Genomic DNA, 20,166 nt, shown 5'->3' on the forward strand with positions numbered 1-20,166 from the left:
TGTCCTCACCTACGGTTCGGTCCATGTTCCATCAGCGTGCCGAACTCCCGCTGAAGCTCGACGGCCTAGCGGCTGCGCAGGCGTTCTTTTCCGGCTGCCTCGCGGACTCGGATCCGGCGCGGGAGAGCTTGTGGGTGGCGCATCTCGACGAGACGGCGCGCTGCCTGCACCTCACCCGCCACGACGGCAATGAGACGACAAGTCCCTTTCCTCTCCGCGACATCATCGCCGATGCTGCAGCCCATGGCAGCGCCGGCATCGTGCTCGCGCATAACCATCCGAGCGGCGATCCGCGGCCGAGCGATTCCGATTGCCGGTCGACCCGCCGGCTAGCCTCGGCTGCCGAAGCGCTCGACTGCGCGATCCTCGACCACCTCGTTTTCGCTGGAGAGCAGTGCACGAGCTTCCGGAGGCTCGGACTGCTTTAGACTTTGCAGGGCCTGATCTGTTCGGGAGCGGGCCTCGGCCCCGCCACCTGGAATGCCATGAGGTAGACGTCGGTGTCACCCAGCCGCGCAAACCGGACCGCGCGCAGTCCAAGCGCTGCGAACTCACACTTCAGCTGGTTCGGAGGGGTGCCGTGCCGCTCGATCGGCCGGTCCGAGTCCACGACAATATATTCGCTGCCCGGCTTCCCGGCCTGACGCAGGTGCCAGAGGAATGCGTAAGGCGACTGCACCTCATGGTACATGTGGACGAGGAAAACGCGGTCGAACGATGCTTCCGGCAGCATCGGATTGTCAGGGGCGCCGAGCTTGACGGCGACATTGTCCAGCCGCTCGCGCTGAACACGATCGCTGAGCTGGTCGCGAGTTTCGGGAACGATATCCTCGGCAAGCACACGGCCTTTCGGCCCGACCACCGGCGCGAGGCGCACGGTATAATAGCCCTCGCCGGCACCGACGTCGGCTACCCACATGCCCCGTTTCACTCCCGCGAGCCGGATGACTTCCTCGGCCTCGCCGACACGATCGCGGGCGTCCTCGGTAGAGAAGGCGTTGCTGACGGTCGGCGCGACGGCGCGGTTGGCGACGGGGAACTGCGGCTCCGTGGGCTTGGCGCGGCAGCCACCTAGCCCGAGCGCGAGGAAGGCACCAACGGCGGCAGCCCTAATCGACATCCTCTACCTCGACAGTCTCGCCCGTGACCCGCTGCGACAGGGCGGCCGCCATGAAACGGTCGAGATCGCCGTCGAGAACGTCGGCGGGCGCAGTCGAAGTTACCCCCGTCCGCAGGTCCTTCACGAGCTGGTACGGCTGCAGCACATACGAACGGATTTGGTGTCCCCAGCCGATATCGGTCTTGGAAGCATTGGCAGCGTCAGCCTCGGCCTCGCGCTTCTGCAGCTCGGCCTCGTACAGCCGTGCTTTCAGCTGCTTCATGGCCGACGCGCGGTTCTTGTGCTGGGATCGCTCGCTTTGGCAGGCGACGACAATGCCGGTCGGCACGTGCGTGATCCGCACCGCGCTGTCGGTCGTATTGATGTGCTGGCCGCCGGCGCCGGAGGCCCGATAGGTATCGATCCGAAGCTCGGACTCGTTGATCTGGATGTCGATGTCGTCATCGACTTCGGGATACACCCAGACGCTTGAAAAGCTCGTGTGGCGGCGCGCGTTGGCGTCGTACGGACTGATGCGAACCAGCCGGTGCACGCCGCTTTCGGTCTTCAAATTGCCGTAGGCGTTCTCGCCTTTCACCAGGATGGTCGCCGACTTGATGCCGGCTTGTTCTCCCGAATGGTGGTCGATCAGCTCAACCTTGAAGCGGTGCCGTTCGCCCCAGCGGCTGTACATCCGCTGCAGCATCTCGGCCCAGTCCTGGCTCTCTGTGCCGCCCGCTCCGGCGTTGATTTCGACATAGGCGTTGTTGGCATCCGCCTCTCCCGCCAGCAGTGCCGCGATCTTGTCGCGTTCGGCCCGCTCGGCAAGTTCCGCGAGCGTCCGGACGCCGTCATCGACGAGGTCGGTGTCGCCTTCGGTCTCCGCCATCTCCATCAGTTCGGCGGTGTCGGCCAGTTCCTGCTCGATCGCGCGCGTGGCGTTGATCGCCTCGTCGAGGCGCCGCCGCTCGCGCATGACCTCCTGCGCCGCCTTGGGGTCGTCCCACAGCGTCGGGTCTTCGACCTGAGCGTTCAACTCCTGCAGCCGGCGCTGCGCACGGTCCCAGTCCAGGAAGCGGCGCAGCAGTGCGGTTGCGGCATTGATCTGGTCGATATGGGCCTGCGCTTCGGCGCGCATGATGGGTCAGCTTTCGTAATGACTGTTCTGAGAAGCGCTTATTAGACGGCCTTTTGAGTTGGCAAGGCGGCGACCGGCGTTGCCGGTGCTGCGACAGGAGGCTGGGGAGCAGGCGTCGGCCTAGGCGCAGGGCTGGTTCGCCGTTGAGCCGGCTTCGGCGCCCGCACCGCCTGCTGGGCAGGCTGCGGCCGCGGTTGCGCCTGCTGCTGCGCGCCCGGCCTGTACGGATCGCCCATTGCCCCATGGAGCGTGCGGCGAGGCTCGGTCTCCGGCTGGAAGGCTTCCCAGATCACCGGCGACTTTGCGTCCTCGACCGTGGGGAAGACGCCATACACCCGCTTGCCGCTGGCGCGGTCGATGCGGACCCAGCGGATCCCGGGCGGAGCGACGAACGGCACCTTCGGCTGGTCCTTCAATGCGGTGAGCGCCCACTGCTTGAACACCGGCGCAGCGATGCGTCCGCCCTGGGCATTGCCGCCCATCGGCCGGGGGTTGTCATATCCCATGTAGACGCCGGCAACGATGTCGGGAGTGCCGCCCACGAACCAGACGTTGGTCGGGCCGTTGGTCGTGCCCGTCTTTCCGAACATCGGCCGGTCGAGGTCGCGAAGCACGGTTGCGGTGCCGCGCTGGATGACGCCTTCCATGACGTGGACCATCTGGAAAGAGGCCATCGGGTCGAGCAACTGCCGCGTGCGGTTCGGCGGCCGCGGCATCGACTTTCCGTCCCAATCGCGAGCGTTGCAATTGTCCATCAGCGCGCAGCGGTTGTCGGAGCGGTAGATGACCTTGCCGTGCCGGTCCTGAACATAGTCGATGGTCGTCGGCTTCACCGAACGGCCCTGATTGGCAAGCACGGCGTAAGCGTTGACCAGTCGCTCGACCGTCGTCTCGCCCGCGCCGAGCGCGAAGGAGAGGTAATTGCCATAATCGCCGACACCTAGCCGGCGCGCCGTATCGGTGATCTTGGCCATGCCGATCATCGACGCTGCACGAACGGTCATCAGGTTGCGCGACTGTTCCAGACCCCAGCGAAGCGTATGCGGGCCCGCGGAGCGGTGGTCGAAGTTGACGAAGCACTTGTTGCCGAGGCCGGCGCCCTGCCAGACGCAGAACGGTGCATCGAGCTCGATCGTGGCCGGCGTGAAGCCATTCTCGAGCGCGGTCACGTACACGATCGGCTTGAACGCCGAACCCGGCTGGCGAAGCGCCTGCGTCGCGCGGTTGTAACTGGAGCCGACAACGTCGAAGCCGCCCTGCATGGCCAGGACGCGGCCGGTGTGCACTTCTTCGGCGAGCATGCCTCCGGAGATCTGCGGGACCGAGCGAAGCGTGTAGTTGCCCGGCGTGGCTTCCTTGACGATGATGACCATGCCTGGCCGCAAGAAGCCGAAGGCTGTTCCGCCGACGCCGCGCTTGGGCATCGACGCTCCGGACGCGGGGAGCGTTCCCTGCGTGCCGTTGCTGAAGCCGATGGTCGCCGATCCACCCGACTTGCTCAGCACGACGGCCTTTTTCCAGTCGATGTAGCCAGTGCCGACCGGCGTGCGGTCGAGCGCTGCGGCCCAGTCCTTGTCCAGGTCGATGCTCTTGCCGAGGTCGGCCCAGTTGTGGCTGCCGCCGAACCGCACCAGGCCGTCACGAAGGGACTGCGCCGCGGCGTCCTGCATCGTCGGCACCATCGAGCTGCGCACCCACAGCCCGCCGCCGTAGAGGCTGTTCGGTCCATTCTCCTGGGATTCGCCGAACTGCTTGATCAGCTCACGGCGGACCTCTTCCATGAAATAGCCACCTTGCTGGCGGAATTTCTCGCTGCTGCCGTAGCGGATCGTACCGAGCGGCGTCGCTGCCGCCGAGCGCCACGCGTCTTCGCTGATGTAGCCGTTACGCGACATCTCCCGCAGCACGTAGTTGCGGCGGTCGAGCGCTCGCTGCGTTGCCCGTTCCGGATCGTAGTTGGCTGGCGCCTTCGGGAGCACGGCGAGATAGGCCGCCTCCGGCAGCGTCAGTTCATTGACGTCCTTGTCGAAATAGGCGCGCGCCGCGGCCTGGACGCCGTACGCATTGCGGCCAAGGAAGATGGAATTGAGATACAGTTCAAGGATCTGCTGCTTGCTGAGCGTCGACTCCAGCCGGAAGGCCAGGATCGCCTCGCGCGCCTTGCGGCCCACGTTGTAGCTCGAGTCCCGCAGCAGATATTTGGCCACCTGCTGCGTGATGGTCGAGCCGCCCTTGGCCCGGCCGCCGCCGGTCACGCTCTTCGCCGCGTAGTCGAATACCGCGCCTGCTAGGCCCGGGTAATCGATACCGTGGTGCTGGAAGAAACCCTTGTCCTCGGCTGAGATGAAGGCCTGGACGACGAGCGGCGGGATTTCGTCATAGGCCAGTTCCACCCGTCGTTCGCGCGCGAAGGTCTGGATCGGCTCACCTTCGTAGCCACGGACGTTCGTCGGGAGCGGCGGCTCGTAGGCGAGCAGCGTCTCGGACGAGGGCAGACCCGCTGCGAAGTAGAGCCACATAGCGGCGAACAGAGTGAACAGCCCAAGGGCCGACCAGGTCAGCCAGCGCAGCCAGCGGCGGCGCCACAACGGATCGACGCGTTCGTGCACGCGCCGATTGAAGGCGACCAGATCTGGAAGCGGCCAGGAGGGGACGGTCAAGCGGTCGAACTTCATCCGGGCCAGCGTCTAGCGGCTTCCGAGCGCGGAGAGAAGTTACGATTCGACGCGCGACCGGGCGGCCACGTCGGCTTCGATGGCCTGGGCAAGCGCAAGCACGATTGCCTTGCGGTGGCGCGGGTCGCGAAGCAGCAGTTCGTCGTCCGCATTGCTGATGTAGCCTGCCTCGAACAGGATCGCCGGCGTTGCCGCCCGACGAAGGACGTGGAACGCGGCGAAGCGATGCGGCTGCGGCCGCAGCTCGAACCGGCCGGACGCACGGGCGGCAACGCGCGTCGCGAACTCGGCGGACGCGTTCATCTGGTCGCGCATCGAGAGGTCTGACAGCATTGCAGCAACCGTGCCGCCTCCCCCGTCCGAAGTAGCCGTGCCATTGTCCGCCGCGGCGATACGCGCTGCTTCCGCGTCGGATGCGACATCCGACAGCGAGTAGATCGTCGCTCCGCGCGCAAGGGCATTGGGGGCACTATCCATGTGGAGCGAGACGAATGTCGTGGCGTCCAGCCGCCGCGCAACATCGGCGCGCTGGTCGAGCGTGAGATAGCGGTCGTCGGCACGCGTCATCGCGACGCGCACGCGGCCCCGCTGGACCAGAGCGTCGCGAAGTTCGCGGGCGAGCTCCAGCGTGAGGTCCTTCTCCTGAATCTGGCCTGATACGCTGGTTGCGCCCGGATCGGTTCCGCCATGTCCGGCATCGATGACGACGATCGGGCGGCCCGCTGCTGCAGCCCCGGCATAGATGCGGTCCGATACGGCAGTCGGCAGAGCCAGGGTCAGTGCCCCCGGCCTCGCCTCGCCGACGGCAGCCGGCGAGTGCTCGTCCGCCGCAGTGGTGGCACCGCCACGGTCGGCGCTCGCGAGAAGCAGGGCGGCGACCGTGACGGCGCCTGCCACGACCGCACCTGCGGCCACGGTCCTGCTGATCATCGGCACCTTCACGTCCCCAGCAACCCCTTCCGTCACACGCAAGCTATCACGCAGACATGGTTATTGCGAAATTACAGCTGTTACTCCCCGTTTTCGGGTGCGCATGGTTGCGGGCTTAACCATGGGGTGCTAACCCGTCACGCGTCGGCTTTCCGCCGGCAAATTGCCGGCTGTCGGTGCGAAAGACAGCGGCTCCCACGAGGTTGAAGCTCGCATGATGCCACAGAACGCCCCGGCCGCGCTTCCGAACGAAGCCGCGGGCGCTTTTCTCGCGCCGGAACGCGGGATGGCACATGCAGCAGAGCCACTTTCACTGACATCCGCCAGCGCGAACGGCTTCCAGCCGTGGAACGCGGCCATCATCACTGCGCGCCGCCGGCACAGCCCGGCGCTTTGGCGCGCCCGGAGAAATTTCAATGTCCATGCGCATGCTGATCGACGCGCGCCACCCGGAGGAGACCCGGGTCGCAGTCGTCAAGGGAAACCGGATCGAAGAGTTTGATTTCGAGTCCGCCGAGCACAAGCAGCTCAAAGGGAATATCTATCTAGCCAAGGTCACCCGTGTCGAACCGTCGCTCCAGGCGGCGTTCATCGATTACGGCGGAAACCGCCACGGCTTTCTCGCCTTCAGCGAGATCCATCCCGACTATTATCAAATCCCGAAGGCTGACCGCGAAGCACTGCTCCGCGAAGAGGCCGAACACGCCGCCGAGGAAGAGCGGCTCCGCGCCGCCGAGTTCGACGACGAGGACGACCTCCACGATACGGACTCGGAAGATCGTGATCACCACGACGACGAAGAAGACGAGCACGCCGCCGACGACCACGAGCACGGTGATGAAGAGCATCCGGTCGCGACCGGAACCGGCTCCAATCGCTCGCCGGTCGACGAGTCCGCCGCCGACGAGCTTCGCCAGAAGCGCCAGGCGCTGCGCCGCCGCTACAAGATCCAGGACGTCATCCAGCGCCGCCAGGTTCTGCTCGTCCAGGTCGTCAAGGAAGAGCGCGGCAACAAGGGCGCCGCACTCACCACCTATCTGTCGCTGGCCGGCCGCTATTGCGTGCTGATGCCGAACACGAGCCACGGCGGCGGGATCTCCCGCAAGATTTCCAACGGCGCCGACCGAAAGCGCCTGAAGCAGGTCATGTCCGACCTCAAGCTGCCGTCCACCATGGGGCTGATCGTCCGCACTGCGGGGCTTTCCCGCACGAAGGTCGAGATCAAGCGCGACTTCGACTACCTCGCGCGTCTCTGGGACGAGATCCGCGAGCGTACATTGGGCAGCACCGCGCCGGCCCTGATCTATCGCGACAGCGACCTCGTTAAGCGGGCGATCCGCGACCTCTATCACCGCGAGATCGACGAAGTGATCGTCGAGGGCGAGACCGGCTACAAGGCGGCGCGTGGCTTCATGAAGCTGCTAATGCCGAGCCACGTCCGCCGCGTGTCGCTGCACAGCGAAACCACCCCGCTGTTTCAGCGCTACGGTGTCGAGGACCAGCTTTCGGCGATGTACCAGCCGACGGTGCAGCTGAAGTCCGGCGGCTATCTGGTCATCAACCCCACCGAAGCTCTGGTGTCCATCGACATCAACTCGGGCCGGTCCACCCGCGAGCACAATATCGAGCAGACGGCGTTTGCCACAAACATCGAAGCGACTGCCGAGATCGCCCGCCAGCTTCGGCTGCGCGACATGGCAGGCCTCGTTGTCATCGACTTCATCGACATGGAGCAAAACGGCCACGTTCGGAAAGTCGAGCGGGCGATGAAGGAAGCGCTGAAGAACGATCGCGCGCGCATCCAGGTGGGGCGCATCTCATCCTTCGGGCTGATGGAAATGAGCCGCCAGCGCCTGCGCACCGGTGTCCTCGAGGCGTCCACGCGTCCCTGCGCCCATTGCGAAGGCACGGGCCTGATGCGGACCGCGTCGTCCGCCGGCCTTGCTGCGCTGCGGATGATCGAGGACGAAGCCGCCCGCGGCCGCGGCGAACGCGTGCTTCTACGCGCCGGCCGCGAAGCTGCGGTGTACGTACTCAACAAGAAGCGCGCCGAGCTTGCCGACATCGAAGAGCGCTACGGCGTGTTCATTGAGGTCGCGATCGACGAGTCCCTCGAAGGCGCACGCATGACCGTCGAAAGCTCGGGTCCCCGCCCGATCGCCCGCCCACGCGCGGAGCCGGTACCTTTCTCCGAGGAGCCCGCCGACGAGATCGATGATGAGACCGACGAGGTCGAGGAGGACGAGCGCGACGAAGAGGAAGAACCAGCCGCTTCCGACCGCGCCCCGCGGCAGCGCCAGGGTCAACGCGACGGCGAAGGTGAAGGCGATGCCGATCGCCAGGGCCGCAAGCGCCGGCGTCGCCGTCGGGGTGGCCGTGGTCGCCGCCGCGACGGTGAGCCCGGAGCCGAGGGCGAGCACGTCGCCGATCACGGCGAGGAGCAGGGACCCGCGGACAGCGGCGAAGCTCCGGTCGATGTCGACAGCTCGCCGCTGGTCGAGCGCCCGGTCTCGGAAGAAGCACCGATCGCGGAAACCGCGCCTCTTGAGGAGCCGCAGCCCAAGCGCCGCCGGAGCCGTCGTAAGCCGGCTGCCGCTGAGCCGGAGACGGGTTCTGAGCCGCAGGCCGAAATCGCCGTTGCGGAACCGGCACCGGCAGAAGCACCGCCCGCCGAGACAGTCGACCAGGCCGCGCCGCCGACGGGAACGACCGGGGAGATTGCTCCGCCTGCCAAGCCGGCGCGCAAGCGCCGGACCAAGGCGGCCGCTGCGGCAGCCGATCCGGTAGCCGTCGATCCGGCGCCCGTCGAACAGCCTGCACAGGCCGAGCCTGAAGCGCCGGTCCCACCGCCCGCAAGCAACGATAGCGGCGGAGGAGACTCGGACGAGGACGGAGAGCCTCGCCGCGGCGGCTGGTGGCAGCGCACCTTCGGCTAACGGTCGGCGGCTTTTCATCGCCGGTTCACCGCTTCGGATGCTAAGCCGAGGCAGATGAGACCAGCGTTGTCCCGCTTCGTCCGGCTGTTCATGGCGGCGCTGCTGCTTGCCATGTCGACATGGCAGCCGGCACTCGCACAGGACAGCGGGGCGCAGCTCTCGGAGCTTCGCGACACCGAGACGGAGCTGCTGTTCAAGGACATCTCCCGCCCGCTCATCCAGGGGGCGAAGCTCGATCCGGACAGCGTCTCCGTGGTCCTGCTCAAGGACCCGGAGATCAACGCCTTCGTTGCGACCGGCCAGACCGTCTACATCCAGTCGGGCCTGCTGCTCGCCGCTGACAACGTGGACCAGCTCCAGGGCGTAATCGCCCACGAACTGGGCCACGTGGCGGGCGGCCATTCCGTCCGCTTCCATGATGGCGAGAGCCAGGCTTCGAAGATCAGCATCGCCACGCTGGTTCTCGGCGCGCTGGCAATCGCCGCCGGCGCTGGCGAGGCCGGCATGGGACTGCTCGCGGCTGGTCAGCAGGTCGCGATGGGCAAGCTGCTCGCGTTCTCACGGACCCAGGAAGCTACAGCCGACCAGGCCGGAGCGAGCTACCTCTCCAAGGCGGGAGTCAGCGGGAAAGGCCTGCTCGACTTCTTCGGCAAGCTGCAGAACGAAGAGTATCGCCTCGCGGTATACGACACGGATAGCTATGCGCGCACGCACCCGCTGTCATCGGAGCGCATCCAGGCTCTCGAACAGCTCTTCCGGAAGGATCCGGCGTGGGGCAAGCCGCCCGACCCCGCGCTCGAAGCTCGCTTCCAGCGCGTCAAGGCGAAGCTGATCGGCTTCGTCGATCCGCGTCATGCGGTTCACAAATATCCCGAGAGTAACCAAACCGTCGCCGGCCATTACGCGCGCGCTTACGCCTATCATGTCAGCGGTTACCCGGACAAAGCGCTGTCGGAAGCCAATGCGCTGCTCAAAACCACTCCCGCCGACCCCTTCTTCCTCGAGCTGAAGGGCCAGATCCTGCTTGAGTCCGGCAAGCCGGCGGAAGCGATCGCGCCGCTCCGGGAAGCGACCGAACAGTCGGGCCGGGCGCCGCTCATCGCATCGATGCTCGGCCACGCGCTGGTGGCCACCGAAGACACCAAGAACTTCGCCGAGGCCAAGCAAGTCCTCAAGTCCGCCGTGGTGCGTGACAACGACAATCCGTTCGCCTGGTACCAGCTTGGCGTCATCTACGAGAATGAGGGCGACGAAGGCCGGGCAGCACTCGCAACGGCCGAACGCAGCAGCCTCGAGGACAATCCCAAGCTTGCCCTTGCAAGCGCCAACCTGGCGATGAGCGGTATCCCGTCGGGAAGCCCGGACTGGCTTCGCGCGCAGGATATCGCCATGGTCGCCAAGGCTGAGTTGAAAACCAAAAAGAAAGACAGGGATTAGTGAGCGACCATGCTGCGCCGCGGACCGGCGGAACGTTGGGAGCAGCGGTTATTGGCGGCGTTGTCGGCGCCATTCTGACCGCGCTCGTGATCCTCTTCGCCGTTCCTCAGTATCTCAGCGGCAAGATCGTCCGGCAGGGTATGATGGCCGACCCCCAGATCCTCGCCGACGCTGCCGAGAGGCTGCGCGACTCGCAGTACGCGCCGGCGATCGCGGCCAACAAGGCTGCGCTCGAAACGCCGTTCGCAAGCTCGTGGAAAGGTTCGGCGAAACCTGACGTCACGCTCGTCGAGTTCTTCGACTACGCCTGCCCCTACTGCAAGGCGAGCAACCCGGCCATCGACCGGCTGGTGCAGGAGGACAACGGTGTGCGCGTCGTCTACCGCGAGCTGCCGATCCTGGGGCCAAACAGCGTGATCGCCGCCCGCCTTTCCCTCCAGGCGTCCAAGGCTGGGCACTTCACCACCTTCCACGACACGCTGTGGGCAACCGGACGTCCGGCGCCGGAAACGATTGCAGTGGCGGCGAAGGCTGCAGGCGTTCCCGCGGAGCCCGCGTCGGACCCGGCGATCGAGGCCGAGCTGAAGCGCAACTTCCAGCTCGCCGGCCAGCTCGGTGCAACCGGAACGCCCCTGTTCGTAATCGGTGATCGCGTGGTGAATTCCGCTGTCGGCTACGATGCTCTCAAGCAGGCGGTCGCAGCAGCCCGCGCCAGGAGCTAGGCACCGGTCATTTCCCGAACGCGGGCCCGACGGTCTGCACCGGAATCTGGGTCGCGGTCGGGTTTGCCGCCGGCGCATCCCTATCGCCGATCAGCCGCTTCAACCTGAAAACCGCGTTGTTGTAGTCGATGTAGGCGTCTGCGGTCGCCGTCTCGGCTGAGCGCCACGCCTGCCGCGCGTTCGAAACCTGGGCGACCAGCCCCTGTGCCGTCTCCGGCGGCGCGGTCAGTAGCAGCTGCTCGGCGCGCTGCAGCGCCTGCAGGGCCTGCTTGGGATCGGGCAGGTTGCGGATGCGGTTCTCGGCGCGCGAGACGGCGAGCAGCTGCTGGCGGACATCATAAGCAACGCGCTCGCGCAGCTCCTCGACATCGGCATCGGCCTGCTCACGCTGGATCTGCGCCACCTGCTGGTTGCGGCGCAACTGCCCGTTGTCCCACTGGACGAACGGAACGCTGATGTTGACCAGCCCACCCTCCTGGCGAAGGCGGTCGTAGCGCCCGTCGTACACGGCTCCTCCGGCAAGCTGCTGACTGGCGAAAGCGCCGACGCGGACGGTCGGACGACGCGAATCCGAAGCCTGCTGCATCGAGGTCTGCGCCTGCTTTACCTTGAGCAGCGCCGACTTGATATCCGGCCGGCGGCTCAGGGCACGCGCAAGGACTCCGTCCCGCTCGACCGGCTGCTTGCGTCCGCGGAAGTCGCTGGTCAGCCGAAGGCGGGCTTCGGGCGGCACCCGCAAGATCTGCTTCAGTCCATCCTGCGCATTGTCCGCGTTCTCGCGACTGCTCTGCGCAGTCTGCTGGGCGTTCGCGAGCTCGACCTGAAGGAAGCTGCCGAGGGACGATTTCGGCCCCGCGCGCGCGAGCAGGTCCCCGATCTCTTTTGCGACCCGCTCATCGGCGTCCGCGCTGTTCTGCGCACGCAGCGCGTTCAAATAGGCTGTCTGCACATCGAGGGTGACGTCGAGCGCCGTGTTGGCGACGTCTTCCGCCGCTATTCCGCGCCACAGGTCGGCCTGGCGAACCTGGCGGCGGATCACGCCACCGACATCGATCGGCATCGACAGGTCGGCACTGGCATTGCCACGAAATTCACCGAGGCTGGCTTCATCATAGGCATAGGTGTTGCCGCGGAACGCAAGGTCGCGCGCCTGCTGGTTCAGGCCAACGCTGGTCGTCAGCTTCGGCAAATACTGGGACTTGGCATTGGCCACCCTCAATTCGTTCTGGCTGAGCGAACGTTTCGCCCGCGCGGTGCGGAAGCTGCGCTGCTGAGCCAGCGCTACTGCATCGTCGATGCAGAGGTCGTACGTCTCGCCATTCGAGGCATCGTTGCCGCCACTTTGCTGCAGGGGCGGTTCATTTGCGGCACCCGCGGCGCCCGAGCCCATGACAGCAATGCCGAGCAGAAAACGCAAGTACGGACCCATTCGGCACTCTCCGAAACGCGGCTGCCATTTGTTGCTGACCCCCGCAGCCCCGTCATGCTGGCGCACGACCATGGGGAAGCGATTCTTCCGTTTGCTAAGGGAACATGGGTCAGAATTCGAGGGAGAAACGGGCCGTTCGTCCCGGAGCAGAATCGCCCTGCCGGAAAGTCAGTTCGCCTCGGCGCGCTTGAAGCCCTGGGCGATCACGTACCACTCGCTCGAGTCCTTGCGGCTGGCGGGCGGCTTGGCATGCTTCACGGTGGTGAAATGCCGCTTGAGTTGGGCCAGCAGGGCGTTGTCCGTGCCGCCCGCGAGAACCTTGGCGACATAGGCCCCGCCAGGCCGCAGAACCTCGGTTGCGAATTCGAGGCCCGCTTCGACCAACGCCATCGTGCGCAGGTGGTCGGTCTGCGGATGTCCGACCGTATTTGCGGCCATGTCGGACATGACGAGGTCGGCCGGCCCGCCCAGGGCCTCCTTCAGCCGGTCCGGGGCATCCTCCGCCATGAAGTCCATCTGCAGGATGGCCACGCCGTCAATCGGGTCCGTCGGCAGAAGGTCGATGCCGACGACGGCGGCCTGCGGGATCTTCCGCCGGACCACCTGGCTCCAGCCGCCTGGCGCGATGCCGAGATCGATCACGGAGCGGACGCCACGCAGCAGCCCGAACTTCTCGTCGAGCTCCAGCAGCTTGTAGGCCGCGCGGCTCCGGTAATTCTCCGCCTTCGCGCGCTTCACGTACGGGTCGTTGAGTTGCCGCTCGAGCCAGCGCGTGGACGATACCTTGCGGCCCCTCGCCGTTTTCAGTCGCTTCACAACGAATGGCCGTCGCGCGCCATCAACGACCGCAGGATTCCCTCCCGGATGCCGCGATCGGCGACGCCCAGGTTCTGTGCGGGCCAGATTTCCAGGATCGCCTCAAGGATCGCGCAGCCGGCGACGACCAAGTCCGCCCGCTCGCTGCCGATGCACGGCAGCGCCGAGCGCTCGTCGTGGCTCATCGCCGCGATCATGCCGCTGATCCGCCGCATCTCCTCGATCGGCACGTGCAGCCCATCCACCACCCGCCGGTCATAGGACGGCAACGCGAGGTGGACGCTTGCGAGCGTCGTGACGGTGCCGCTCGTCCCGAGCAGACGGATGCCCTCCTTGTCGTCCGGGAGCATAGCTGCAAACCGCGCGAAGGCGCGGCGGGCGCGCTCGCGCATGCGTTCGTAGGCAAGGACCCGGTCCGACCCCTCCAGCGCGTCCCGCCCTTCGCTCTCCGTAAGCGACACGACGCCCCACGGCGCGCTCCACCAGCTGCGGATCCGCGGCGTGCCTTCCTGCTGGTCGACCAGCACCAGCTCGGTGGAGCCGCCGCCGATATCGAAGATCAGTGCCGGTCCGTCGCCCGGCTCCAGCAGCTTGTGGCAGCCCAGCACCGCGAGCCGCGCTTCTTCCTGCGGAGGGATGATTTCGAGGACGATCCCGGTCTCTTCGCGGACCCGGTCGGTGAACGTTCGCCCGTTCTCGGCGCGGCGGCACGCCTCGGTAGCGACCGAGCGCGACAACGAAACGTTGCGGCGGCGGAGCTTGTCGGAGCAAATGCCGAGCGCCTCGACCGCCCGGTCCATGGCCTCCTGCGACAAGCGCCCGCTGTGCGAGAGCCCCTCCCCGAGGCGAACCACGCGGGAGAATGCATCGATGACCGTGAAAGCGCCGCCGGTCGGGCGAGCGATCAGCAGGCGGCAGTTGTTGGTTCCGAGATCGATCGCGCCGTAAGTGTGGCGGTGAGCCTCCCGCTTGTGCGGAGCTCCCGATTCCGACGGCCCGCTCTGGCCGACATGAGCCTGCTTCAGAGCCAGCGCACTGGCGACATGCTGCGCCATTTCACGCCCGTTTCTGTTCTACACCGCGCGGAAAGCACGGCTGACTTGGGGCCGTTAAATCACAGTTTGCGGGTCAAGGGCAAGCGCGGGCGGGTTCCACGAGCGTTGACAGTGGCCGAGCCCATTTCTATCTCGCGGCCCACTCGCCCTCTCGGCGCTGCCCCGTCGTCTAATGGTAAGACTACGGACTCTGAATCCGTCAATCGTGGTTCGAATCCACGCGGGGCATCCAGCTGCGTCGGCCAGCGCATTCGAGACTGCGTGGGTAAACTAGCACCAGCTTCGGTGGTGCTCGCTCTTCCGAGCGAAACCGGAGACCTCCGCCGCCCTCGCTACGCCATGCTTTCCGCAGAACAGCGCGCGCGTGCACAACGGGGTCCAGGCGCAGCAACACGGGGGGAGCCGTACTCTTCGCAGTATGTGGCCTTAAGTCCGCCTAGTCAGCTTGGCCGCAGCCGACCTAGTCATCCGCTTGGATACAGCCACGGCCGCCGCAGCAGCGAGCGCCGTGCGCGAGGACACGGAGGCGGATCCTGGCGGTCGAATACCGAGTTCTGTGCGACGGCTGTGGAGTGGTGATCGGCTGGAGCGGGCATGGCGCACATGCAGCGCGCTCTGAAGGTCGTCTCAATCGCGGTGCTTCATTCGCATCCGGGAAAGACTGGTGCAGGATCTGCAAGCCGCGGGGTTAGCTGACCTCTGCCTCGGTGCGCTCCGCCTTCAGCCTCGCCAAATCAGCTCTCGAGATCGGAAGTGGCTCCCCGAGTCTCTCCAGGTGCGACAGGAACGTCCCCACCAGCTCCAGGTGTCTCAATTGGCCGGCGCCGGTGATCGCGCGTTCGGATGCTGACAGCTCCTCTGCAATCCTTCGGCGGTAGTAGAGATAATCAGCTTCCATCTGCGGCCCCGGTCAAGAGCGGAAGCGGCCCGGCCAGCGGGGTGCGCCGGGCCGAGCCGCCGCTCGCGTAACGAGCGAAATCCGCAGTTGCGCGTGCGGACCTCAATCCGCATTTAATTAACGTTAATGGAAGCGTCTAGTGTTCATGCGCAACCGGGACCCGAGAAGGTCCCGGCGGCGTGGGCCGAACGTGTGCGATAGGATCGGCGCTGAAGCCGATTAAGCCGTCGGCCAGGCTGGCCCGCGGCTGGCGCGGCCAAGCAGGCTGCTGGTGCTGGGCGTGACCCAGTTGCCGAACTCGCAGACGACCGGGCAAGTGACCCCGCCCGAGAAATACAAGCCGAAGCAAGCGTAGTGGCCTGTCGCGGCATACCCGATCGACTGGTTCCGCAGCGAGAGGACCTGGCGGCCGTCGACCCAGACGTCGAGTTCGCCGGCGCTGGGATTCAGCACGCAGCGGTAAACGACGTCGTGAACCTCGTTGAAGGCGAGCGGCTGATCGTAGCGCTTGTGATTGTTGGGATCGAGCTCACCGACCGTCGTGATGACCAGATTGCCGTTGCCGCCGCGCCGGATCGCGAATGCGGGTGAGCCGCTGGCCGGCGCGTGCATCTGCATCAGCGTTCCGCCGGTGGTCCGCGCCATGCCCACTCGATCGCTCCAGGGCTGGTCCTTGAACGAGAAGGCGCCCCACAGCGGCGTGTTGTTCGGCAGCTTCACGCGCGAAAGGTGGAGCTCGGAACGGCGCTTGGTCGACTTGTCGCCGCTCGGACGATCATTGACGGTGTTATGAAGCTCGAAGCGGCAGCGCTGCTGCGTGGCGCGCCAGCAATGGTCCATGTTGAGGATCCACGTCGAACCCATGTCCGCTGACCAGACCTGGCCCTGCCAGGTCGGATATTTGGGAGTGAAGCCGTTGACGAGCGTGGTCAGGTAGTCGGATCCCGAAGACGGCGGCAAGCCGGTCTGGACAGGCGAGGTAACTTTCAGGCGTCCCGCAACAGCCGACGAAGAAAGTATCGCTGCCGCGCCTGCAGAAATACAATGTCTGCGCGAAATCATCATCGACATCAGTGAAATTCCTCCCCGGAAATGGCTAAACCCAGGCGACGAAGCCCGACTTGTTGTCTCGCTATGATGCTGGATTGTTATTTATAACTGGAAGGCACAGCCCCTGACCTGCCCAGTCCCCCGATGGACTGGAGGCTGCGTTTATGCCGCGACCACGTCAACGAACCGTTACCGGAATTAACGATGAGTTGTTCGTCGCACGCGTCTGGCAGCGTTAATGGCGGGGTCGCAAATTCCCGTTAAAACTCAAAGGTCTGCGTAACCGCGCTCGGATTGCATCGCGATTTGGCGGCTCACCGGATTTGCCTGACGTGGTTAATGGCGGCGCGGTCGGCCGATGCGGGGTCGCATGCGGGTGCTACCCCTGTGCGGGAGAGTGTCCGCTGAGCGTCCTGCGCAGTGCCCGCTGCCAGCCGGCGACGAGACCATGCCGCAGTCCAGGCTCCATGCCTGGCGTGAAAGTCTCGCCGCTGCTCGACAGGCGTTTGAGCGCTTCCATGTCCTGCCACACCCCCGTCGCGAGGCCCGCCAGGAATGCCGCGCCCAGCGCCGTCGTCTCGAGCATCCGCGGACGCTGGACGGGCACCTCCAGAATGTCCGCGAGGAACTGACAGACCCAGCGATTGTCCGCCATGCCGCCGTCGATGCGAAGTGCGCCGGCGCGCGCTGCACCGTCCGCCGCCATCGCCTCGACGAGTTCCAGCGTCTGATACGCCACCGCCTCCAGCGCTGCCCGGGCGAGGTGCGCCGGCGATGCGTCAAAGGTCAGGCCCGAGATCGCGGCGCGCGCATCAGGGTCCCAGTGCGGCGCTCCCAGGCCGACGAATGCCGGGACCATGTAGATGCCGTGGGTGTCCGTGACGCTCGCCGCCAGCCCCTCAGTGTCCGCAGCAGCGGCAATCACGCCTAGGCCGTCGCGCAGCCACTTAACCGCAGCGCCGGCAACGAAGATCGATCCTTCCAGAGCATATGCCGTGCGCCCGCCGATGCGGTAGGCAGGCGTCGTGAGCAGCCGGTGTTGCGACATCACCGGCTCATTGCCCGTGTGGAGCAGCATGAAGCAGCCGGTCCCGTAGGTGGACTTGGCCATCCCGGCCTCGAAGCACGCCTGCCCGAACAAGGCCGCCTGCTGGTCGCCGGCCATTCCCGCGACCGGCAGCTCAACCTCGAACAGCCCAGCCGCCGTGGTGCCGAAGGTGCAGCTGTTGTCGTGAACGGCGGGGAGCATCGCCTGCGGCACCCCGAACAGCGGGCACAGGTCGGCGTCCCACGACATCGTTCGGATGTCGAAGAGCGACGTCCGGCTGGCATTGGTGACGTCGGTCGCATGAACGGCCCCGCCAGTCAGCCGCCAGAGCAGGAAGCTGTCGATCGTGCCGAACGCGAGGTCGCCGCGCTCCGCCCGGGCGCGCGCGCCTGGAATGTTATCGAGGATCCAAGCCACCTTGGTCGCCGAGAAATACGGATCGAGGAGCAGCCCCGTGCGCTCGCGGACCATCGCTTCCGTGCCGTCCGCTTTCAGCCGCGAGCATTGCTCGGCGGTCCTGCGGTCCTGCCAGACGATGGCGCCGTGGACGGGCTCGCCCGTAGCACGGTCCCACACCACGACGGTCTCGCGCTGGTTGGTGATCCCGATGCCCGCGATCCGCCTTACATCGACCCCGCTGCTTGCAATCGCCTCGCGCGCAACCGCCAGCACGTCGCGCCAGATGTCCTCGGCATCGTGCTCGACCCACCCGGGCTGCGGGTAGTGCTGGCGAAGCTCCCGCTGTGCGATGGCGGCGGGCTGCGCATCCTGATCGAACAGGATCGCCCTTGTCGATGTCGTCCCCTGGTCGATCGCGAGGACGTGATCAGGCTGCATGGGCACCGCCCCCGTTCGGCTGGAGCGGCGACCATAAGCGACGGCTGCCGGGCTCGAAAGGGCTTCCAACCCGGACCGCCGGAGCCTATCCGCGCCCGCCGATGACCACGTCCATTCCTGCCTTCACCGTCGACGCGGCCGAAGATGGCGAGCGCCGGCTGATCAACGTCACCGACTCCACCGGCAAGCGCCGCGCCTATGAGCTGCCGGGGAACAGCCAGCAGCATTATGTCGAGTTCCTCGGCCAGCTAGCCGCGGATTTCGGCACCCGCGTCCCGCACATGCTCGACAAGTCCGTAGAGCACCCGCCGGCGCACATCCGCTGGCGGCCACTACTGACCGAGAACATCCACCCGCAGATTCTCGTCGGCTACGGCGACCCCGCAGTCCTCAAGACGGACGACGGCTATTATCTCGTGGCGACGTCCAACGACGCGCCGGACTCCTTCCCCATCCTTCATTCCGAGGACCTGCAGCACTGGCAGCATCGCGGCTTCGTGTTCCCCGAAGGCCAGGCGCCCGGCTGGGCAGCGAAGGGCCGTCAGATCTCCGACTTCTGGGCGCCCGAGATGGCGAAGGCTGGCGACGAATACTGGCTGTGCTTCACGGCGCGCCAGCAGTCGAACGCGCTCGCGATCGGCCTCGCCCGCAGCTCCAGCCCGGAAGGCCCGTGGACCGACAACGGCGCGCCGCTGATCACCGGCAAGCCGATGGACACGACGGGCTTGGGCCTCGATGCGTCCAAGCCGCAGATGAGCGGCGGAGTTATCGACTCCCACATCTTCGTCGACGGCAATGGCGACCGCTATCTGTTCTGGAAGGACGACACGAACGGCATCTGGCCCCGGCCGCTCGCGATGCTTCTTCGCCGCGAGCCGCACCTCATTGGAAAGCTGTTCGCGAGCGAGGAGGACCGCCGGACCGCGGCCTTCGCGGCGGCAGCTGTGGAATGGGCGAACGGACGCCGCCCGATGGAACGCTTCTTCCTCATGCAACAGCTGATCGAAGCCGCGCTCGCCAACTGGCAGTCGGTCAAGGCCGCGCTGGTCGCGTCAGGGCTCGCCGGTGCGATCCTCGACGCCATGGTCACGCCGTTGCGCGCCCAGCGAATCGCAGAAGACGGCCGCTCGCTGGTCGGCGAGGACCGGATCGTGCTTGCGAACGACCTCGACTGGGAGGGCCACCTGATCGAGGGCCCGTTCGTCACTCGACAGGACGGCCGTTACTTCCTGTTCTACGCCGGCAACGACTTCGCGACTCCCGCCTACGGGATCGGAGTCGCCGTCGCGGATCACCCACTCGGCCCCTACCGCAAGCAGGGGGAGCCGCTGCTCCGCTCGACCCGCGAGTGGACTGCGCCGGGCCACGCCTCGGTTGCTCCGGGGCTCGACGGCAAGCCGCAGCTCTTCTTCCACGCATTTCACCCGGGGACCGGCGGTTACAACGCCTTCCGGGCGCTGCTGACCGTCGGCCTCGAGTTCGACGGCGAGCGGGTCGCAGTTACGGAGCTGCCCTAGTCGCGGCGGACGTCGCCGCCGCCCTGGACGGCCATGGTGACGGCAGGGTTGCCGGAATAGTGGATATCGCCGCCGCTGCTGACCGCTGCGGTCAGGCTTGCCCGTGGCCGGACGTAGATATCGCCGCCGGCATTCACTGCCGCGACCGCCTTCTCAGCATCGAGCGCGCGCAGGTCGATCGTGCCGCCCGCCGAGACAGCCGCAACGATCTCGCGCTGCGGAGCAAAGCCGCGTCCGGCGATGATCGTTCCGCCGGCCTCGACCGCGACGGTCGGCACCCGCGGGCTCTCGATCTGGATGCGGAGGTTGTAATTGTGCGGGCACTGCCGGTTGCACGCGTCGATCTCCAGCTGGCCGTCGCGGCGCATGCGGAAGGTCGTGAACTGCGTGCTTCCGTTGAGGATGGTCACCCGCTGAACCGGGCCTGGGACGATGGTCAGGTCACCGCCGCCGCGCAGCTGCACGGAGCTGAAGTGGCCGACGGGCACTGCCTCGGCCGCAAGTGCGGGAGCTGAAATCGCGAACGCGAGAGCGAACATCGGCAGTGTCGAGCGCATGTGTAGTCCCCTTTTGAATGTC

The 20,166-nt window shown here is 66.3% G+C and carries 16 protein-coding genes and 1 tRNA gene; 6 read left to right on the forward strand and 11 right to left on the reverse strand.

Annotation, left to right across the window (positions count from 1 at the left end):
- Positions 1-23 precede the first annotated feature (23 nt).
- The gene (locus ACUXST_RS12320; protein WP_458390280.1) at positions 24-428 is read left to right on the forward strand and encodes a JAB domain-containing protein; all 405 of its coding nucleotides are present in this window, start codon (positions 24-26) and stop codon (positions 426-428) included.
- Here ACUXST_RS12320 and ACUXST_RS12325 read toward each other — a convergent pair.
- The 4 genes from ACUXST_RS12325 to ACUXST_RS12340 are packed head-to-tail and all read right to left on the reverse strand — an operon-like array spanning position 425 to position 5,878.
- Positions 425-1,120, reverse strand: a complete 696-nt coding sequence (locus ACUXST_RS12325; protein ID WP_458390281.1) for a class I SAM-dependent methyltransferase — start codon at positions 1,118-1,120, stop codon at positions 425-427. The two genes, ACUXST_RS12320 and ACUXST_RS12325, sit on opposite strands and share 4 nt — an antisense overlap.
- Positions 1,110-2,237 carry a peptide chain release factor 2 gene (gene prfB / locus ACUXST_RS12330; protein ID WP_458390282.1) on the reverse strand — a complete coding sequence of 376 codons (1,128 nt, stop codon included), beginning with the start codon at positions 2,235-2,237 and terminating at the stop codon, positions 1,110-1,112. Before prfB ends, ACUXST_RS12325 begins: the two co-directional genes overlap by 11 nt.
- A 41-nt stretch (positions 2,238-2,278) precedes the next feature.
- Positions 2,279-4,912 (reverse strand): penicillin-binding protein 1A, encoded by a 2,634-nt coding sequence (locus tag ACUXST_RS12335; RefSeq protein ID WP_458390283.1) that lies wholly within the window; start codon positions 4,910-4,912, stop codon positions 2,279-2,281.
- 39 nt (positions 4,913-4,951) lie between these two features.
- Positions 4,952-5,878, reverse strand: coding sequence for an N-acetylmuramoyl-L-alanine amidase family protein (locus tag ACUXST_RS12340; protein ID WP_458390284.1), 927 nt, complete (start codon positions 5,876-5,878; stop codon positions 4,952-4,954).
- A 380-nt stretch (positions 5,879-6,258) separates the two neighbouring features.
- On the opposite strand from ACUXST_RS12340, the gene ACUXST_RS12345 reads away from it, so the two are divergent.
- From ACUXST_RS12345 to ACUXST_RS12355, 3 genes are all read left to right on the forward strand, one after another.
- Positions 6,259-8,778, forward strand: coding sequence for an Rne/Rng family ribonuclease (locus ACUXST_RS12345; RefSeq protein WP_458390285.1), 2,520 nt, complete (start codon positions 6,259-6,261; stop codon positions 8,776-8,778).
- 66 nt (positions 8,779-8,844) lie between these two features.
- Positions 8,845-10,215, forward strand: a complete 1,371-nt coding sequence (locus tag ACUXST_RS12350; protein WP_458390286.1) for a M48 family metalloprotease — start codon at positions 8,845-8,847, stop codon at positions 10,213-10,215.
- Positions 10,215-10,937, forward strand: a complete 723-nt coding sequence (locus tag ACUXST_RS12355) for a DsbA family protein (RefSeq protein WP_458390287.1) — start codon at positions 10,215-10,217, stop codon at positions 10,935-10,937. Before ACUXST_RS12350 ends, ACUXST_RS12355 begins: the two co-directional genes overlap by 1 nt.
- A gap of 7 nt (positions 10,938-10,944) precedes the next feature.
- Here the strand turns inward: ACUXST_RS12355 and ACUXST_RS12360 are convergent, their stop codons facing one another.
- From ACUXST_RS12360 to ACUXST_RS12370, 3 genes are all read right to left on the reverse strand, one after another.
- A complete protein-coding gene (locus ACUXST_RS12360; RefSeq protein WP_458390288.1) occupies positions 10,945-12,366 on the reverse strand; it encodes a TolC family protein in 1,422 nt (473 codons plus the stop codon).
- A 168-nt stretch (positions 12,367-12,534) separates the two neighbouring features.
- Positions 12,535-13,182, reverse strand: coding sequence for an RlmE family RNA methyltransferase (locus ACUXST_RS12365; protein ID WP_458390289.1), 648 nt, complete (start codon positions 13,180-13,182; stop codon positions 12,535-12,537).
- Positions 13,179-14,237 carry a Ppx/GppA phosphatase family protein gene (locus tag ACUXST_RS12370; protein WP_458390290.1) on the reverse strand — a complete coding sequence of 353 codons (1,059 nt, stop codon included), beginning with the start codon at positions 14,235-14,237 and terminating at the stop codon, positions 13,179-13,181. Before ACUXST_RS12370 ends, ACUXST_RS12365 begins: the two co-directional genes overlap by 4 nt.
- 158 nt (positions 14,238-14,395) lie before the next feature.
- Between ACUXST_RS12370 and ACUXST_RS12375 the strand changes: the two genes are divergently transcribed.
- A tRNA-Gln gene (locus ACUXST_RS12375) sits at positions 14,396-14,469 on the forward strand.
- 456 nt (positions 14,470-14,925) lie between these two features.
- Here ACUXST_RS12375 and ACUXST_RS12380 read toward each other — a convergent pair.
- The 3 genes from ACUXST_RS12380 to glpK all read right to left on the reverse strand — a co-directional run bounded on the left by ACUXST_RS12380 (position 14,926) and on the right by glpK (position 18,070).
- Positions 14,926-15,135: a hypothetical protein gene (locus ACUXST_RS12380; protein ID WP_458390291.1), complete on the reverse strand. Its 210-nt coding sequence runs from the start codon at positions 15,133-15,135 to the stop codon at positions 14,926-14,928.
- Positions 15,136-15,354: 219 nt separating this feature from the next.
- Positions 15,355-16,095: a heparin lyase I family protein gene (locus ACUXST_RS12385; protein ID WP_458390292.1), complete on the reverse strand. Its 741-nt coding sequence runs from the start codon at positions 16,093-16,095 to the stop codon at positions 15,355-15,357.
- 469 nt (positions 16,096-16,564) lie between these two features.
- Complete coding sequence (glpK, locus tag ACUXST_RS12390) at positions 16,565-18,070, reverse strand: glycerol kinase GlpK (protein ID WP_458390293.1); 1,506 nt, start codon at positions 18,068-18,070, stop codon at positions 16,565-16,567.
- 101 nt (positions 18,071-18,171) lie between these two features.
- Between glpK and ACUXST_RS12395 the strand changes: the two genes are divergently transcribed.
- The gene (locus tag ACUXST_RS12395; protein ID WP_458390294.1) at positions 18,172-19,587 is read left to right on the forward strand and encodes a glycoside hydrolase family 43 protein; all 1,416 of its coding nucleotides are present in this window, start codon (positions 18,172-18,174) and stop codon (positions 19,585-19,587) included.
- Here the strand turns inward: ACUXST_RS12395 and ACUXST_RS12400 are convergent.
- Positions 19,584-20,144, reverse strand: coding sequence for a GIN domain-containing protein (locus ACUXST_RS12400; protein ID WP_458390295.1), 561 nt, complete (start codon positions 20,142-20,144; stop codon positions 19,584-19,586). The genes ACUXST_RS12395 and ACUXST_RS12400 overlap by 4 nt on opposite strands.
- Positions 20,145-20,166 lie beyond the last annotated feature (22 nt).

The sequence above is a fragment of the Sphingomonas sp. F9_3S_D5_B_2 genome, from assembly GCF_054263715.1.

Excerpts from the sequence above, each read along its gene's own strand:
- ACUXST_RS12320 (WP_458390280.1), top strand. The coding sequence starts at position 24 with ATGTTCCATCAGCGTGCCGAACTCCCGCTGAAGCTCGACGGCCTAGCG.
- prfB (WP_458390282.1), bottom strand. The coding sequence starts at position 2,237 with ATGCGCGCCGAAGCGCAGGCCCATATCGACCAGATCAATGCCGCAACC.
- ACUXST_RS12345 (WP_458390285.1), top strand. The coding sequence starts at position 6,259 with ATGTCCATGCGCATGCTGATCGACGCGCGCCACCCGGAGGAGACCCGG.
- ACUXST_RS12335 (WP_458390283.1), bottom strand. The coding sequence starts at position 4,912 with ATGAAGTTCGACCGCTTGACCGTCCCCTCCTGGCCGCTTCCAGATCTG.
- ACUXST_RS12370 (WP_458390290.1), bottom strand. The coding sequence starts at position 14,237 with ATGGCGCAGCATGTCGCCAGTGCGCTGGCTCTGAAGCAGGCTCATGTC.
- ACUXST_RS12360 (WP_458390288.1), bottom strand. The coding sequence starts at position 12,366 with ATGGGTCCGTACTTGCGTTTTCTGCTCGGCATTGCTGTCATGGGCTCG.
- glpK (WP_458390293.1), bottom strand. The coding sequence starts at position 18,070 with ATGCAGCCTGATCACGTCCTCGCGATCGACCAGGGGACGACATCGACA.
- ACUXST_RS12400 (WP_458390295.1), bottom strand. The coding sequence starts at position 20,144 with ATGCGCTCGACACTGCCGATGTTCGCTCTCGCGTTCGCGATTTCAGCT.
- ACUXST_RS12325 (WP_458390281.1), bottom strand. The coding sequence starts at position 1,120 with ATGTCGATTAGGGCTGCCGCCGTTGGTGCCTTCCTCGCGCTCGGGCTA.
- ACUXST_RS12380 (WP_458390291.1), bottom strand. The coding sequence starts at position 15,135 with ATGGAAGCTGATTATCTCTACTACCGCCGAAGGATTGCAGAGGAGCTG.
- ACUXST_RS12395 (WP_458390294.1), top strand. The coding sequence starts at position 18,172 with ATGACCACGTCCATTCCTGCCTTCACCGTCGACGCGGCCGAAGATGGC.